Source organism: Streptomyces sp. NPDC020742 (assembly GCF_040641675.1).
Classification (GTDB): domain Bacteria; phylum Actinomycetota; class Actinomycetes; order Streptomycetales; family Streptomycetaceae; genus Streptomyces.
Genome location: NZ_JBFAEA010000025.1, coordinates 1 through 15,963, shown reverse-complemented (window position 1 = coordinate 15,963; position 15,963 = coordinate 1). Strand labels below are relative to the sequence as shown.

The following is a 15,963-nucleotide window of genomic DNA, read 5'->3' as shown; positions in this document are numbered from 1 at the left end:
GAGTTGTAGTGTGACGAGTGATCGAACATGCGTTTCTCGGTCTGCTCGACCCCCTTGACCAAGGGGCTGAGCGACAACTCAACACAAGGCGGGGGCCGTGCCGAGGCCTCCGTGTTTCGGGGGGATGTTGTGATTCCGCTGTCGTTCGCGCAGCAGCGGCTGTGGTTCCTGGCCAGGCTGGAAGGGATCAGCGGCACCTACAACATGACGATGCCGCTGCGATTATCCGGAGCGTTGGACCACGACGCTCTGCAGGCGGCGTTATGCGATGTGGTGCTGCGCCATGAGAGCCTGCGCACGCTCGTCGCCGAGGTCGACGGCGAGCCGGTTCAGCGGATCGTGGACGCGTCCGAGCTGGCGATGGACTTCCGGGTGTTGCCGGTTGCCGGTGAGGAGGAGCTGGCCGGGCTGTTGACCGCCGAGGGTGGTCGCGGTTTCGACCTGTCGGCGGATCTCCCGCTGCGGGCCAGGCTGTTCGCGGTGTCCGACACCGAGCATGTGCTGCTGCTGGTGATCCACCACATCGCCTGCGACGGATGGTCCCTGGACCCTCTGGTCCGGGATGTCTCACTGGCCTACGCCGCCCGCTGCTCATGGACCGAGCCCGACTGGGAGCCGCTGCCGGTGCAGTACGCGGACTACGCGTTGTGGCAGCGGGAACTCCTCGGGCAGGAGAACGACCCGGACAGCTTGGCCAGCCAGCAGCTCACCTACTGGCGGGCACAGCTCAGCGGCGTCCCCGCCGTACTGCCCCTGCCACTGGACCGTCCGCGTCCGGACGTGCCGAGCCACCGCGGGGGTGCGGTGCCGCTGCGGCTGGACGAGCACACGCACCGGCAGGTCACGGAGTTGGCCCGGGCGTGCGGCGTCAGTGTCTTCATGGTCGTCCAAGCCGCCTTCGCCGCACTCCTCAACCGCGTGGGCGCCGGCACCGACATACCCGTCGGCGTCCCCGCCGCCGGCCGCACCGACGAAGGACTCACCGACCTGGTCGGCTTCTTCGTCAACACCCTCGTCCTACGCAACGACCTCACCGGCAACCCCACCTTCCGCGAACTACTCACCCGCACCCGCGACACCAGCCTCGCCGCCCTCGACCACCAAGACCTCCCCTTCGACCGCCTCGTCGAAGCCCTCAACCCCACCCGCTCCACCGCCCACCACCCCCTCTTCCAGGTCATGCTGGCCTTCCAGAGCAGCCCCGTCACACGGTTCCCGCTCCCCGGCCTGGACGTCAGCGTCCACCCCACACCCAACGGCACCGCCAAATTCGACCTGTGCCTGACCCTGGACGAACGACTCACCGACGACGGCACCCCCGCCGGCCTGACCGGCGAGCTGGAGTACGCCACCGACCTCTTCGACCACACCACCGCCCAAGCCCTCACAGAACGCTTCCGACGACTGATCACCGCGGTCCTCACCGACCCGGGCAGGCGCCTCAGTCAGGTGGAGGACCTCTCGCCCGAGGAGCGCCGGCGGATCACCGAGGAGTGGAGCACGTCCGGCGAGGCGGTCGCAGCCTGGGGCAGGCACCACCGGACGCCCACCGGCGTTCCGGCGGGCCCGGACCGGCTGTACGTGCTCGACGAAGGCCTGCGGCCGGTGCCCGTCGGCGTCGCCGGCGAGGTGTATGTGACCGGCGTCGACCTGGGGCCGTCCGTTGCCTGCCCGTTCGGCGGTGACCGGATGTTCCGCACCGGGGACCTCGCCCGCTGGCGTGCGGACGGGCGGTTGCAGCCGCTGGGCCGGGCCGCAGGGCGGGTCACCGTCGGCGGGTTCCGGATCGATCCCGACGAGGTCGAAGCCGGACTGCGCCGGCACCCCGCCCTGGACGCGGTGGCCGTGGCCGTCCGGGAGGAGGCATCGGGGCAGCGCGATCTGGTGGCCTTCGCCGTCACCGTCGACGGAGCGGCACTCGACCCGAGCGCGGTGCTGGGATTCGCCCGGGAGGCCCTGCCGGAGTTCATGGTGCCGGCCGCCGTGGTCGCGCTGGACCGGATGCCGGTCACGGCCGACGGGGAACCGGACCGGGCGGCGCTGGCGGCCCTGTCCGTCGGCTCCGGCCGGCAGCCGGCGCTCCCCCTCCCCGCCGACGGCCCACGCGGGGGCGGCGAGGCCGCACCGGAGGCCCAGGCCGAGCGGACGGCCGCGCTGTGCGAGATCTTCGCCGAGGTCCTCGGCATGGACGAGGTCGAGGACTGGGAGGACTTCTTCGACCTGGGCGGCCACTCGCTGCTCGGTATGCGGTTGCTGAGCCGCGTCCGCGAGCAGGTCGGCGTGGAGCTGTCCCTCCAGGCGCTCTTCAAGGCCCCGACACCCGCGGCCCTGGCCGAGCACCTGCAGAGGACGGCGGACGACGATCCGCTCCGACCGCTGATCCCCTTGCGCGCCACCGGCAACAAGCTGCCGCTGTTCTGCGTCCACCCCGGGGCGGGCATCGGCTGGGCCTACTCCGGACTGCTCCGGCACATCGACCCCGACCGGCCGCTCCACGCCCTCCAGGCACACGGTCTGGACGGCGTCCGGCAACCGGCCGCCACGGTCGAGGCGATGGCCGCGGCCTATGTCGACCACCTCCGGGCCGTCCAGCCGCACGGCCCCTACCACCTGCTCGGCTGGTCGTTCGGCGGGGTGGTCGCCCAGGAGATGGCCATCCGGCTGCGGGAGGCCGGGGAAGAGGTGGCGACGCTCGCCCTGCTCGATGCCTATCCGGTCGGGCCGGACGACGAGCCGGAGCGGGTCGAGATCGGTGAGCAGGAGGTCCTGCGGACGATCCTGGACTTCTTCGGGCAGGACGCGCCCGAGGCCGACGGCCCGCTGAGCACTCAGCGGGTCGGCGAGATCCTGGCCGCTCAGGGCACCGGCTTCCCGGGACTCACCGAAGGCCGGGTGCAGGCCATCGCCACCGTGCAGACCAACAATGTGAACCTGCTCAACGCGCACCGGCCCGGGCGCTTCGACGGCGACGTGGTGTTCTTCACCGCGGCCGAGGACGACATCGGCACGGTGGACGAGTGGCGGCCCCATGTGACCGGCCGCCTCCACAACCACGATGTCCCGTGCCTGCACAAGGACATGATGCGGCCCGAGCCACTCGAAGTGATCGGGCAGACCATGGCGGCATGGCTCGCGGAACAGCCTTGACCAACGCGCACCGACGGGAAACGGGGACATGAAGACTCGGGTCGGCCAGCGCGCTGAGAACGAGCCGTTACGGGCGGGAAAGGGGTGGACGGCAGCGCATCATGGCGAGTTCCTGCAAGGGGTGTTTGCCGAAGGCCGCTCGCTGAAGCGCGGGTTGGTGTCGGTTCCGTGCAGCCTCCACTGCTCGCAGGCGTCGTTCACGGTGACGGACGCGACGGCCGTCACCGTGGAGCCCGCGTGGAAGGCCAAGGCGCACCGTGCGGCCGTACTGGCACTGCGCGAGCTGGGCAGTCCCGACCTCGGCGGTCACCTGCTGATCCGGGAGGACATCCCGCCCGGCCGTGGCTTCGGTTCGTCCACCTGCGATGTGCTCGCAGCGATGGCGGCGGTGCAGGACGCCGTGGGCGCCGCCCTACCGACCCCGGTGGTCTCCCGACTCGCGGTGGAGGCCGAACAGGCCTCGGACTCACTGATGCTGGGGGACCGGGTGGCCCTGTTCGCCCACCGCGAGGGCGGGGTCATCGAGGAGTTCGAGGGCCGGTTGGCGCCGTTGGAGGTCATCGGCTTCGGCACGAGCTCCGACGGTCGGGGCGTGGACACGCTGGCGCTACCTCCCGCCCGGTACTCGTCCTGGGAGATCGAGGCGTTCCGGACCCTGCGCGCCATGCTGCGCAACGCGGTACGGAACGTCGATCCGGAGATGCTGGGGAGAGTGGCCACCGCGAGCGCGCGGCTCAATCAGCGTCATCTGCCGGTCAAGGACTTCGACTGCCTGGAGGAACTCGCACGGCAGGCCGGAGGAGTAGGGGTCCAGGTGGCGCACAGCGGAGATGTGGCCGGTCTGCTGTTCGACGCCGAGGACCCGAATGTGGAAGAGCGGGCCGAAGCGGCCAGCGCCTTGCTCACCCGCCATGGCATCACCACGACATGGCGTTTTCGTACGGACAAATAGCGTTCCGTTCCGGGGGAGTTGACCCATGCTGTACCAATCCATCGTAGAAGCCACCGAATTACCACGGATCATCCGGCTCGAAGACAACCTCTACGGCGCGGTGTTCAGTCTGATGAAGCTGTTGCCCGCGCGCTTCATGATCGACCGGGCGGAGGCGAGCGGAGCGCTGAATCCGCGGACCACGGTCATCGAGACCTCGTCCGGGACGTTCGGTCTGGGGCTCGCCATGGTGTGCAGGATGCGCGGCTACCGGCTGCGGATCGTCGGCGATCCGGCGATCGACAAGAACCTGCGGGCCAGGCTCCGCGGCCTCGGCGCCGAGGTGGAGATCGTGGAGTCGGTCGGCGAGACCGGCGGCTACCAGCGCGCCCGGCTGAACCGGGTGGCGGAGGTGTGTGAGCAGTATCCGGACCACTTCGTCCCGGGGCAGTACGACAACAAGGACAACCCGCACGCCTACGGAAGCGCGGCCGAGCTGATCACCGCCACCTTGGGCGGCGCCGACTGCCTGGTCGGCCCGGTGGGCTCCGGCGGTTCCACCGGCGGGATGGCCTCGTTCCTGCGGCTCACCGAACCGGACATGCGGCTCGTCGGCGTGGACACCCACGGCAGCGTGATCTTCGGCATGCCGGACGCACCGCGCCTCGTCCGCGGCCTCGGCAACAGCCTGATGCCGGCCAACGTCCAGCACGACGCGTACGACGAGGTCCACTGGGTCAACGCGGCCGAGACCTTCCGCGCCACGCGTGAACTCCACGGAACCCGGAGCCTGTTCATGGGACCGACCAGCGGCGCGGCGTATCTGGTCGCGAAGTGGTGGGCCGCCCGCCATCCCGACGCCAAGGTCGTGGTGCTGATGCCGGACGAGGGCTACCGCTACCAGGACACGGTCTACTCCGACGACTGGCTGCGGGCGAGCGGCGCGTGGCAGGACGCGCTCCCCGACCGTCCGCAGCAGGTCGGCGACCCCGGCTCCGCCGGGACCGGCTGGTCGTACCTGGAGTGGAGGCGGCGGACCCTCGCGGAGGTGCTGCCCGGGCACTCCTCCGGCAGCGGCCTGCTGGCGTCGGGAGCGGCGATATGAGCGACCTGGTGCTGTTCGTCGAAAGCAACACCACCGGCACGGGGCGGGAGTTCGCCCGCCGGGCGGCGTCGCTGGGCGCCGTTCCGGTGCTGGTGACCACCGACCCCGACCGCTATCCGTACGTGCGCGCGGACGGCCTGCGGCACATCGTCGCCGACACCTCGGTCACCGAAGAGGTGCTGCGGGTCGCCGCCGAGCTGCAGCGGGACGGCACGGTGCGGGGCGTCACGTCCAGTTCCGAGTACTACGTCCCGACGGCCGCCGCGGTCGCCCGCTCGCTCGGCCTGCCCGGGCCGGCCCCGGAGCAGGTGTCCCGGTGCCGGAACAAGGGTGCGCAGCGCCGGGTGCTGCACGAGGCCGGGGTGCCGGTACCCGCCTTCGAGGTCGTCACCTCGGAGGCCGAGGCGGCCTCGGCGGCGACGCGGCTCGGCCTGCCGGTCGTGGTCAAGCCGGTGCTGGGCTCGGGAAGCCTCGGGGTGCGGCTGTGCGCGGACGAGCGCGCGGTGGCCGAGCACGCCGCGGAGCTGCTCGCGCACACCACCAATGAGCGCGGCATGAGCCTGCCCCGCGAGGTGCTCGTCGAGTCGTATGTGCGCGGCCGGGAGTTCTCGGTGGAGATGTTCGGGTCGCGGGTGGTCACGGTCGTGCGCAAACACATCGGTCCGCTGCCGCACTTCGTCGAGCTCGGGCACGACGTACCCGCCGGGCTCCGGCCCGAGGAGCGTGACCTGCTCGGCTCCCTCGCCCAGCGGGCCGTACGGGCGCTCGGACTCGGCTGGGGGGCGTCGCACACCGAGATCAGGCTGGACGGGGGCCGGGGCCATGTCGTCGAGGTGAACCCGCGGCTGGCCGGCGGCCGGATCCCCGACCTGGTCGGACACGCCCTCGGCGTGGACCTGGTGCAGGCGCAGATCGGTGCGGCCCTGGGCGATGCGGTGGCGACGGAGCCCCGCCACCGACGCCACTCCGCGATCCGGTTCCTCACCGCCGACGGGCCCTGCACGGTCGGACGCCCGGAGGAGGCGGTGCGCGGTGCGCATGCGGTGCCCGGGGTGGTGGACGCGGCCCTGTACCGGGCGACGGGCGCGGCGGCGGGCCCGCCGGTGGACTTCCGGGACCGGCTGGGTCACGTCACGGCGGTGGCGGACGACCCGGACGAGGCCGGCGCCGCGGCGGAAGCCGGAATCGACCGGCTCCGAGCGACCTTGCGGTACGACGAGGACAGGAAGCAGGCATGAGCACCAACAGCCCTTCGGAAGTGGACACCGGCAGGCTCACCACACCGCTGTCCGAGACCGCGCAGCGGATCCTCTTCAGCGCCGGCCAGGCCGATGACGACTTCGGCCCCGGCCCGGAGCTGGACGCCATCACGGAGGTGGACCGCGCCCACCTACTGATGCTGGCGCAGCAGGGCATCGCGGACATCGGCACGGTCCGCCTGCTGCTCGGCGAGATCGCCGCGCTGCGCGCGAGCGGCTTCGCCGAGCTGCACAACCGCCCGGCACCCCGCGGCCTGTACATGAGCTACGAGTCCTACCTCATCGAGAAGCTCGGTGCGGAGGTCGGCGGCGTCCTGCACACCGGCCGGTCCCGCAACGACCTCAACGCGACCACGATCCGGCTCCGCATGCGGCGCCCCTGTGCCGCGCTGCTGACGGAGACCGAGCGCCTCGCCACGGTGCTGCACACCCGCGCGGCCGAGCACCGGGACGTGGTGATGCCCGCGTACACCCACCGGCAGCCGGCCGTGCCCATCACCTACGGCCACTACCTGGCCGGCCTGGCCACCGCCGTCCTGCGCGGGCTGGACGGCCTGTTGCACGCCGGTGCGGAGATGGAGGTCAATCCGCTGGGCGCCGGCGCGGTCGGGGGGACGTCGGTGGCGGTCGACCAGCACCGCACCACCAGGCTGCTCGGCTTCTGCGCACCGGTGACCAACTCGGTGCACGCGGTGGCGTCCCGGGACTTCGTACTGCGGCTGCTGTCGGCTCTCGGGGTGCTCGGGGTGACGGTCGCCAGGGCCGCGCAGGACCTCTCGGTGTGGACCACGGAGGAGTCCGGGCTGCTGTTCGTCCCGGACGACCTGGTCGGGTCCAGCTCGATGATGCCGCAGAAGCGCAACCCCTTCGTGCTGGAGCACATCCAGGGCAAGGCGGCGGCACCGATCGGCGGCTTCGTCGGTGCGGCCTCCGCCATGCTCACCGCCGGCTACACCAACGCGATCGCGGTCGGCACCGAGGCGGTGAGCCACCTGTGGCCCGCGCTGCGCAACAGCGTCGAGGCGGTGGTGCTGCTGCGGCTGTTCACCGACGGCGCCCGTCCGGTGCCGGACCGGATGACGGAGCGCGCGACCGCCGGATACACCGCGGCGACCCGCCTTGCGGAACACCTGGTGTCCGAGGGGATGCCGTTCCGGACCGCGCACCATGAGGTCGGCAGGCTGGTCCTCGACGGCCTGGCCGGCCGGCGGCCGCTCGATGACGTGGCGAGCGAGTACTTCGCCGGGCGGTCCGCGCACGCGGGGCTGGCCCCCGGCGCGCTCTCCCCCGAAGCCGTCGTGTCCGCCGCCGAGTTCGGCGGCGGCCCCGGCCCGAAGGCGATGGACGAGACACTGCGGGCGCTGGAGGCCGAACTGGCCCGACTGCGGCAGCGCTCCGCGGAGCGCCGGCAGCGGTGGGCCGCGGCCGCCTCGGAGTTGCAGGCGTCGGTCGAGGAGGTGTTGCGGGGATGACCGGGCGGCACACCTGGGCCCAGCAGGACATGGCGGCCGCGGCGGCGCAGGATCCCGGCCGCCACGTCCGTCAGGACCGGTACCTGCTGGACGGCCCCCTGGACGCGGAGGCGTTCGCCGACGCCTGGCGGGAGGTGGCCGGGCACCATGACGTACCCGGCATCGGCGAGGTCCGGGTGGACCTCAGGGACGTACCGCAGGGCACCCAGGAGGAACGGCTGCGGGTGGTCCACGACCTGCTGGCCGAACAGCGGGCGAGGGTGACCGAGGGCGCGACCGGCCCGATGGCCGTGGCGCTCGTCCGCTGCGGTCCGGCCTCCCACCAGCTCTGCTGGACCTACCACCGGATGCAGCTGGACCCGTGGAGCGCGGACCTGCTGCTCCACCGGGTGCTGTCCTGCCTGGCCGGCGCGCCCCCGACCGAGCCGGTGTCCCGCGAGGGGTACCTGGCGTGGCAGGAGCGGCAGGACCTTCAGGCGGCCGGGCGGTTCTGGCGCCGGCGCCTGGCGGGTGCCGAGACGCCCACGGAGGTCAGGCTGGCGAGTGGGCGGGCGACGGCGGAGGGCACCGCGGCGGTGCCGCTGGCCCTTCCCGCCGGGCTCGCCGCCCGCCTGACCGCTCCGGAGCAGGCCGGTGCACCCGCCCCGGCGGTGCTCGCCGAGGCGGCCTGGGCCTTCCTGCTGAGCCTCTACGCGCAGGGCGAGGACGTGGTCTTCGGCGCGGTCCGCAGCGGGCGCCGGCCCGAGGTGCCGGGCGCATCGGCCATGGTCGGCTCCCTCGCCGGTACGGTCCCGGTGCGCACCCGGGTCGCCCCGGACGTCCGGCTGGGCGACTGGCTGCGGGAGTTCGCGACGCAGCGGAACGCCGAGCGGCCCGCCCCGCTGTCGTACATCCGGCAGTGCGGCGCGTCCGGGCACCCCCTGTTCGACTCCGTGGTGGAGTTCGTGGAGGTACCGGAGGCGCTGTTCTCCGGACCCGGTATGCCCGGGGTGTCCGTGCTGGCATCGGCGGGGACGGAGGCCGGTTGCGCACTGAGCCTCGGCCTGCGCGGTGGCCGGGAGTTCCGCGGTGAACTGCGCTACGACCCCGCGGCGGTCTCCGACGAGGCCGCCGGGCAGCTCGCCCGCCAGTACGTGCAGCTGCTGGGCGTGCTCGCCGACGAGGGCCGGCACGCGGTGCCGCTGGGCTCACTCGACCTGCTGGACGCCGCCGAACACGAGGACCTGGTACGGCGGTTCAACGACACGCAGGCCCCGTACGACCGGGCCGGCACCGTGCTGCACCGCTTCACCGCATGGGTGCAGCGGCAACCCGACGCCGTCGCCGTGCAGGACGGTGCGCTGACGCTCACCTACGCCGAGCTGGACGAGCGGTCCTCGGCGCTGGCCGCGCTGCTGGTCGAGCGCGGGATCGCGGCGGAGCACACCGTGGGCACCTGCTTCGAGCGGTCGGCCGCACTCGTCGTGGCGATGGTCGCGGTGCTCAAGGCCGGGGGCTGCTATCTGCCGCTGGACCCCGCCTACCCGCAGTCGCGGCTGCGCCTGATGATGGACGACACCCGGACCCGGTTGGTGCTGGCCGAACCACGGACCGCCGGACACCTGCCGGACACGGCCGACCGGTCGGTCCTCGTGCTGGCGCCGGACGGCACGGTGCCGGGCGAGGGCACGGACCGGCCGGCCGGCGCGGAGTTCGAGCCGGCGGGCCGGGCGCTGCCCGACAGCAGCGCGTACCTGGTGTACACCTCGGGGTCGACCGGCACGCCCAAGGGCGTCGTGGTGCCGCATGCGGCGCTGACGTGGTTCGCGGGCAATGTGGGCTACCTCCGGCCCGGCCCGGACGATGTGGTGGCGCTGGCGTCGAGCCCGTCGTTCGACGCGCTGACCTTCGAGTGCTGGGTGGCGCTGACCCACGGTGCCCGGCTGGTGGTGATCCCGAAGGACGTGCTGCTGTCGTCGGGCGCTCTCGCCCGCGCCCTGCGCACCTCCGGTGTGACCGTGATGTACATGACGGCGGCGCTGCTGGAGCAGCTCTCCCTGGAGGTGCCGGACTTCGCGGCCGGGCTACGGGTGCTGCTGTTCGGCGGGCAGCAGGCCAACCCCGAGGCGGTCGCGCGGGTGCGGGACGCGTCCGCTCCGGCCCGGCTGATGCAGGTGTACGGGCCCACCGAAACCACCGTGTGGAACGCCGTCCAGGTGGTCCCGGACGACCTGTCCGACGGCGTCGTCCCGCTCGGCACGCCGATCGAGAACTCCACGATGTACCTCCTGGACGACCACCTGCGTCCGGTTCCCTCCGGGGTGCCCGGCGAGGTCTTCATCGGCGGGGACGGCGTCACCTTGGGGTACCTGGGCAGGCCCGGGCTGACCGCCACGCGTTTCCTGCCCAATCCGTTCGGGCCGGGCCGGCTCTACCGCACCGGCGACCTCGCGCGCTTCCGTGCGGACGGGTCGCTGGAGTTCCTCGGCCGGGTCGACGACCAGGTGAAGATCCGCGGCTTCCGGATCGAACTCGGTGAGGTCGAGTCCGCGCTGCGCGCCCACCCCGCGGTCAGCGCCGCGCTGGTGGTGGCCCGGGAGATCGCCGGGAGCGGGCCGCAGCTCATCGCCTACCTGGTGCCCGACGAGGGGGCCGCCCCGCCGACCCCCGGCGAGGTGCGCGCCTTCCTGACCGACCGGCTGCCCTCCTACATGATCCCCTCCCTCGTCATTCCGCTGCAGCGCATTCCGCTCGCCCCGACCGGAAAGGTCGACCGCAAGGCACTTCCGCTGCCGCTCACCCCCAACGGCCGCCTGGACCGACGGAAGTTGGCACAGCTGTCCGGCCGCCTCCCCGTAACGCACTCCTGAAAGGAAGCAGTGATGAAGAGCCTGTTGTCCCTCACCGAGCTCGACGCCGGCACCCTCGCCGGCCTGGTCGCCCGGGCAGTCGAGCTGGGCGCGACGGACCGGCCGGAGCAGACCCTCGCCGGAAAGTCCGTCGGCATCTACTTCCGGCGCTCGTCCACGCGCACCCGCACCGCGTTCTGGTCGGCGGCCGCACGGCTCGGCGCCCACACCATCGGCTACGGTCCGGACGAACTCCAGCTGGTGACCGGCGAGTCCCTCGAGGACACCGGCCGGGTGCTGGGCAACTACCTGGACATCCTGGTGGCGCGGACCAACGACGACGTCGAGGAGATGCGGCTGCTCGCCAGCAGCGGCGCGCTGAGCGTGGTCAACGCGCTGAGCACCGATGAACACCCCACCCAGGCACTCGCCGATCTCGCCCTGCTCACCGAGGAGTTCGGCAGCCTGGCCGGGCGCGAGCTGCTGTACGTCGGCGAGGGCAACAGCACCGCCGCGGCGCTGGCGCTGGCGACCGCCCTGGTCCCCGACTTCCGGCTGACCGTGGTGACGCCGGCCGGCTACGGGCTGCCCGACGAGCTGCTGGCCCGTGCGGACAAGCTCGGCGACGGGGCGGCCGGCGTGCAGCAGCTGCACGACCTCGCGGCGGTCGACCGCCAGGTGGACGCCGTGTACACGGCGCGCTGGCAGACCATGGGCGTGCAGAAGGAGAACGCCGACTGGAGGGCCGACTTCCTGCCGTACCGGGTGACGTCCGACCTCCTGGAGCGCCTGAGCGCACCGCACACGATCTTCCTGCACGACCTGCCGGCCATGCGGGGCGAGGAGGTCGTCGATGAGGTGCTGGACGGCCCACGCAGCCGGGCCTGGCGGCAGGCGTTCCACAAGATGACCTCCGCCATGGCCGTCCTCGAATGGTGTGCGGCCGAGTAGCACACCGATCCGCTCCGCGACCGGCGCGGAGCACGGCACCACAGGACGGCCCGGGATCGGGCCGCCTCAGCACGTTGTCAGTATGCGCAGGGGGGACGTCACCGTCATGCAGGAACAGCTCCGTCGAACCATGCCGTTGTCATCGGCCCAGATGGGCGTCTGGCTCGCCCAGCAGGTGACTCCGGAGGACAACGGATTCAACGTCTGCTACGAACTGGCCCTCCGCGGCCGGCTCGACGTCCCGCTGCTGGAGCGGGCCGCGCACCAGGCCTTCCGGGAGGCGGAGACCCTCCACACCGTCCTGGTCGAGGGCGAGCACGGCCCGCTGCAGACCGTCCGGCCGCTCGATGCGTTCCCGGTGCGGATGACCGATGTCAGCGCCGAGGAATCCCCGGTGCGGGCGGTGCGCGAGCTGACGGAAGCGCGGCGGAGGCGGCGGGTCGACCTGTCGGACCTCTCCTCCGAAGTGGCCCTGTTCCGGCTGGCGGCCGACCACCATGTGCTCGTCCTCCACGGCCACCACCTGTTCTGCGACGGGTTCAGCGCCCCGATGGTGGTCGAGCGCATCTCCCAGGTCTACGCCGCGCTGTGCAAGGGTGACGAGCCGGAGCCGTCCCCCTTCCTGGCGTTGCAGGACGTCCTGGAGGAGGACACCGCCTACCGGGCCAGCGACCGGTTCCAGGAGGACCGGGAGTTCTGGCGGGGGCGGCTGGTCGACGCACCGGCCCCGGCCACCCTCTCGGGGAAGACCGGGCGCGCCAGCGACGGCGACATCCACCAGTCCACGGGGTACCTGTCGCAGGAGGACTTCCGGCGGCTCGCCGTCACCGCGCGCGCCGAAAGGTCCACCTGGTCCGGCCTGCTCACCGCCGCCTACGCGGTCTACCTCCACCGCCTCACCGGATCGACCGACGTCACGGTCGAGTTCCCGGTGGCGGCGCGCAGCGGCGCGGTGAGCCGGCGCACCCCCAGCATGATGTCCAACGTGCTGCCGCTCCTCCTGACCGTCGACCCCGGGGCAACGGTCAGCGCATGCGTCCGTGCGGTGTCCGGAGAGGTGCGCCGGCTGCTCCGCCACCAGCGCTACCGCCCCGAGGACATCCGCCGGGACCTGAGAGGGGCCCGGGAGGACTGGCCGCAGCACACCGGCGGGCCGCGGATCAACATCATGCCGATCGCCGGGAGGCTTCCGTTCGGCGACTGCGAGGGCACCCTGTCCCCGGTGTTCGCCGGACCGGTCCCCGACCTGTCCGTGGACGTCACCGTCCTGCCCGACGAGAGCGGCCTGCGCTTCGACTTCAAGGGCAACCGCGCCGGATACACCGCCGACGACGTGGCGGCGCACCAGCGTCGCTTCCTCGACTTCCTGAGGCGCTTCGCGCAGGACCCGGGACGTGCGGTCGGCGAGGTCGAGCTGCTCTCGGCCGCCGAGCGGCACCAGGTCCTCGAGGAGTGGAGCGGAGCCGCTCGGCAGCCCGGGACGGCGTACGACGAGGAACGCCGCACGATCACCGAGCTGTTCGAGGCCCAAGCCGGGCGGACCCCCGACGCGACCGCGCTGGTCTTCGAGGACGTCCGGCTGACGTACCGGGAGCTGGACGCCCGGGCCAACCGGCTGGCGCACCACCTCATCGAGCGCGGCGCGGGACCCGAGCGGTTCGTCGCCCTGGCCCTGGCACGCTCGGCCGAGCAGGTCGTGGCGATCCTGGCCGTCCTGAAGTCGGGCGCGGCCTACCTGCCCCTCGACCCGGACTACCCGGCGGAGCGGATCGCCGGAATGCTGGCCGACACCGGGCCGGTCGTGGTGCTGGCCGACGGCTCCACGGCGTCCCGGCTGCCGGCGGCCACCGAGCCCGTACGCCTCGACGACGACGCGGTCACCGCGGACCTCGACCGCCGGCCCGCCACCCGGCCGGACGTCCGGCGGTCCCCCGACCAGGCCGCCTACGTGATCTACACCTCGGGCTCCACCGGCCGGCCGAAGGGCGTGGTCGTCCCGCACCGCAACGTCATCCGCCTGCTGCGCTCCACGGAACACTGGTTCGGCTTCGGGCCGGACGACGTCTGGACGCTCTTTCACTCCTACGCCTTCGACTTCTCGGTGTGGGAGATCTGGGGATCCCTGCTCACCGGCGGACGTCTCGTCGTGGTCCCCTACGACACCAGCCGCTCACCGGCGGAGGTCCGCAAGCTGCTGGCCGCCCACCGGGTCACCGTGCTCAACCAGACCCCGTCCGCCTTCTACCAGCTCATCCAGGCGGACCAGGAGCACAGCGACGCCGCCCTCACCTTGCGGTACGTGATCTTCGGCGGGGAGGCCCTGGAGCCCGCCAAGCTGGCCCCGTGGTACGCCCGGCACGCCGACGACGCACCCGCGCTGGTGAACATGTACGGCATTACCGAGACGACCGTGCACGTCACCCATCGCCCGCTGACCGAGGACGACGCCGCCGGCACCCCGGGCAGCGTCATCGGCGTCGGCCTTCCCGACCTCAGGGTCTATGTGCTGGATGCGGGTCTGCGTCCGGTGCCGGTGGGGGTGGCCGGTGAGTTGTTCGTGGCGGGTGCGGGGCTGGCACGGGGCTACCTCGGGCGTCCGGGCCTGACCGCCGAACGCTTCGTGGCCGACCCCTTCACGGGCTCCGGTGCACGGATGTACCGCACCGGCGATGTGGCGCGCTGGTCGCCCACCGGCGAACTGGAATTCCTCGGACGCGCCGATGACCAGGTGAAGATCCGCGGCTTCCGCATCGAACCCGGCGAGATCGAAGCCGTCCTGTCCCGACACCCGGACGTCGGCCAAGTCGCCGTGGTGGTACGCGAAGACCGCGCCGGGGACCGCCGGCTGGTGGGGTACGTGGTCCCCACCGCCGGGGATGCCGTGGACGCTGCGGATACCAGGGACGCCTTGGACGTCGCCGAGCTGCGGACCTTCGCGGCAGGGGCGCTACCGGCCTTCATGGTGCCCTCGGCGTTCATGGTGCTGGACGCCCTCCCGCTCACGGGCAACGGCAAGCTGGACCGACGAGCCCTCCCGGCACCGGACCATGCCAGCGCCATCGGAGGACGTACCGCACGCAACCCGCGCGAAGAGATCCTCTGCGGCCTGTTCGCCGAAGTCCTGGGACTGCACGGCGCACACGGCACAACGGGCACATCGGGTACGTCGGGCGCATCGGGTACGTCGGGTGCGTCCCGCGTGGGCATCGATGACGACTTCTTCGCACTGGGCGGGCATTCACTGCTGGCGACCCGGCTGATCAGCCGCATCCGCGGAGTGTTCGGCGTGGACGTACCCGTACGGGCCCTGTTCCAGTCACCGACCGTGGCCGCACTCTCCACCCTCGTCGAAGCGGGCGCCGGCACCCGCCCGGCCCTGACCGCCACCACCCCCAGACCGGAAGTCCTGCCGGTCTCCTTCGCACAGCAACGACTGTGGTTCCTCTCCGGCCTGGAAGGAATCAGCGGCACCTACAACATGGCCATGCCCCTACGCCTGTCGGGGGCATTGGACCGCGATGCGTTACGCGCGGCACTCCAGGATGTGGTCCTGCGCCACGAGAGCCTGCGCACGCTCGTCGCCGCGGTCGACGGCGAGCCGGTTCAGCGGATCGTGGACGCGTCCGAGCTGGCGATGGACTTCCGGGTGCTGCCGGTCGCCGGTGAGGAGGAGCTGGCCGGGCTGCTGACCGCCGAGGGTGGTCGCGGTTTCGACCTGTCGGCGGATCTCCCGCTGCGGGCCAGGCTGTTCGCGCTCTCCGACACCGAGCATGTGCTGCTGCTGGTGATCCACCACATCGCCTGTGACGGATGGTCCCTGGCTCCCCTCGTTCGCGACGTCTCCCAGGCCTACGCCGCCCGATGCGCCGGCGAGCAGCCCGACTGGGAGCCGCTGCCTGTCCAGTACGCCGACTACGCACTCTGGCAACGCGAACTCCTCGGACACGAGGACGACCCCGACAGCCTCGCCGCCCGCCAACTCTCCTACTGGCGACAGCAACTCCACCACAGCCCCGACCTGCTGACCCTCCCCCTCGACCGTCCCCGCCCAGCGACACCCAGCCACCGCGGCGGAGTGGTCCCCCTACGGCTCGACGAGCACACGCACCGGCAGGTCGCGGAGTTGGCCCGTGCGTGCGGCGTCAGTGTCTTCATGGTCGTCCAGGCCGCCTTCACCGCACTGCTCAACCGCGTGGGCGCCGGCACCGACATACCCGTGGGCGTCCCCGTCGCCGGCCGCACCGACGAAGGACTCACCGACCTGGTCGGC

At 72.2% G+C, this 15,963-nt stretch carries 8 protein-coding genes; all 8 read left to right on the top strand.

From position 1 onward, the window contains the following. Positions 1 to 129 precede the first annotated feature (129 nt). Entirely contained in the window at positions 130 to 3,147 is a 3,018-nt protein-coding gene (locus tag AB0G84_RS29820) for a condensation domain-containing protein (protein WP_361327490.1), read from the top strand. Positions 3,148 to 3,349: 202 nt separating this feature from the next. After that, entirely contained in the window at positions 3,350 to 4,099 is a 750-nt protein-coding gene (locus AB0G84_RS29815; protein WP_361327487.1) for a hypothetical protein, read from the top strand. 25 nt (positions 4,100 to 4,124) lie between these two features. After that, positions 4,125 to 5,183, top strand: a complete 1,059-nt coding sequence (locus AB0G84_RS29810) for a cysteine synthase family protein (RefSeq protein WP_361327484.1) — start codon at positions 4,125 to 4,127, stop codon at positions 5,181 to 5,183. Beyond that, the gene (locus AB0G84_RS29805) at positions 5,180 to 6,421 is read left to right on the top strand and encodes an ATP-grasp domain-containing protein (protein WP_361327481.1); all 1,242 of its coding nucleotides are present in this window, start codon (positions 5,180 to 5,182) and stop codon (positions 6,419 to 6,421) included. The genes AB0G84_RS29810 and AB0G84_RS29805 overlap by 4 nt, the downstream gene beginning before the upstream one ends. Next, positions 6,418 to 7,914 (top strand): argininosuccinate lyase, encoded by a 1,497-nt coding sequence (argH, locus tag AB0G84_RS29800; protein ID WP_361327478.1) that lies wholly within the window; start codon positions 6,418 to 6,420, stop codon positions 7,912 to 7,914. The genes AB0G84_RS29805 and argH overlap by 4 nt, the downstream gene beginning before the upstream one ends. Next, the gene (locus AB0G84_RS29795) at positions 7,911 to 10,763 is read left to right on the top strand and encodes an amino acid adenylation domain-containing protein (RefSeq protein ID WP_361327475.1); all 2,853 of its coding nucleotides are present in this window, start codon (positions 7,911 to 7,913) and stop codon (positions 10,761 to 10,763) included. The genes argH and AB0G84_RS29795 overlap by 4 nt, the downstream gene beginning before the upstream one ends. Positions 10,764 to 10,775: 12 nt before the next feature. Further along, complete coding sequence (locus AB0G84_RS29790) at positions 10,776 to 11,693, top strand: ornithine carbamoyltransferase (protein ID WP_361327472.1); 918 nt, start codon at positions 10,776 to 10,778, stop codon at positions 11,691 to 11,693. A 130-nt stretch (positions 11,694 to 11,823) separates the two neighbouring features. Then, positions 11,824 to 15,963 (top strand): amino acid adenylation domain-containing protein (locus AB0G84_RS29785; RefSeq protein WP_361327469.1); only part of this gene is annotated, 4,140 nt, incomplete at its 3' end.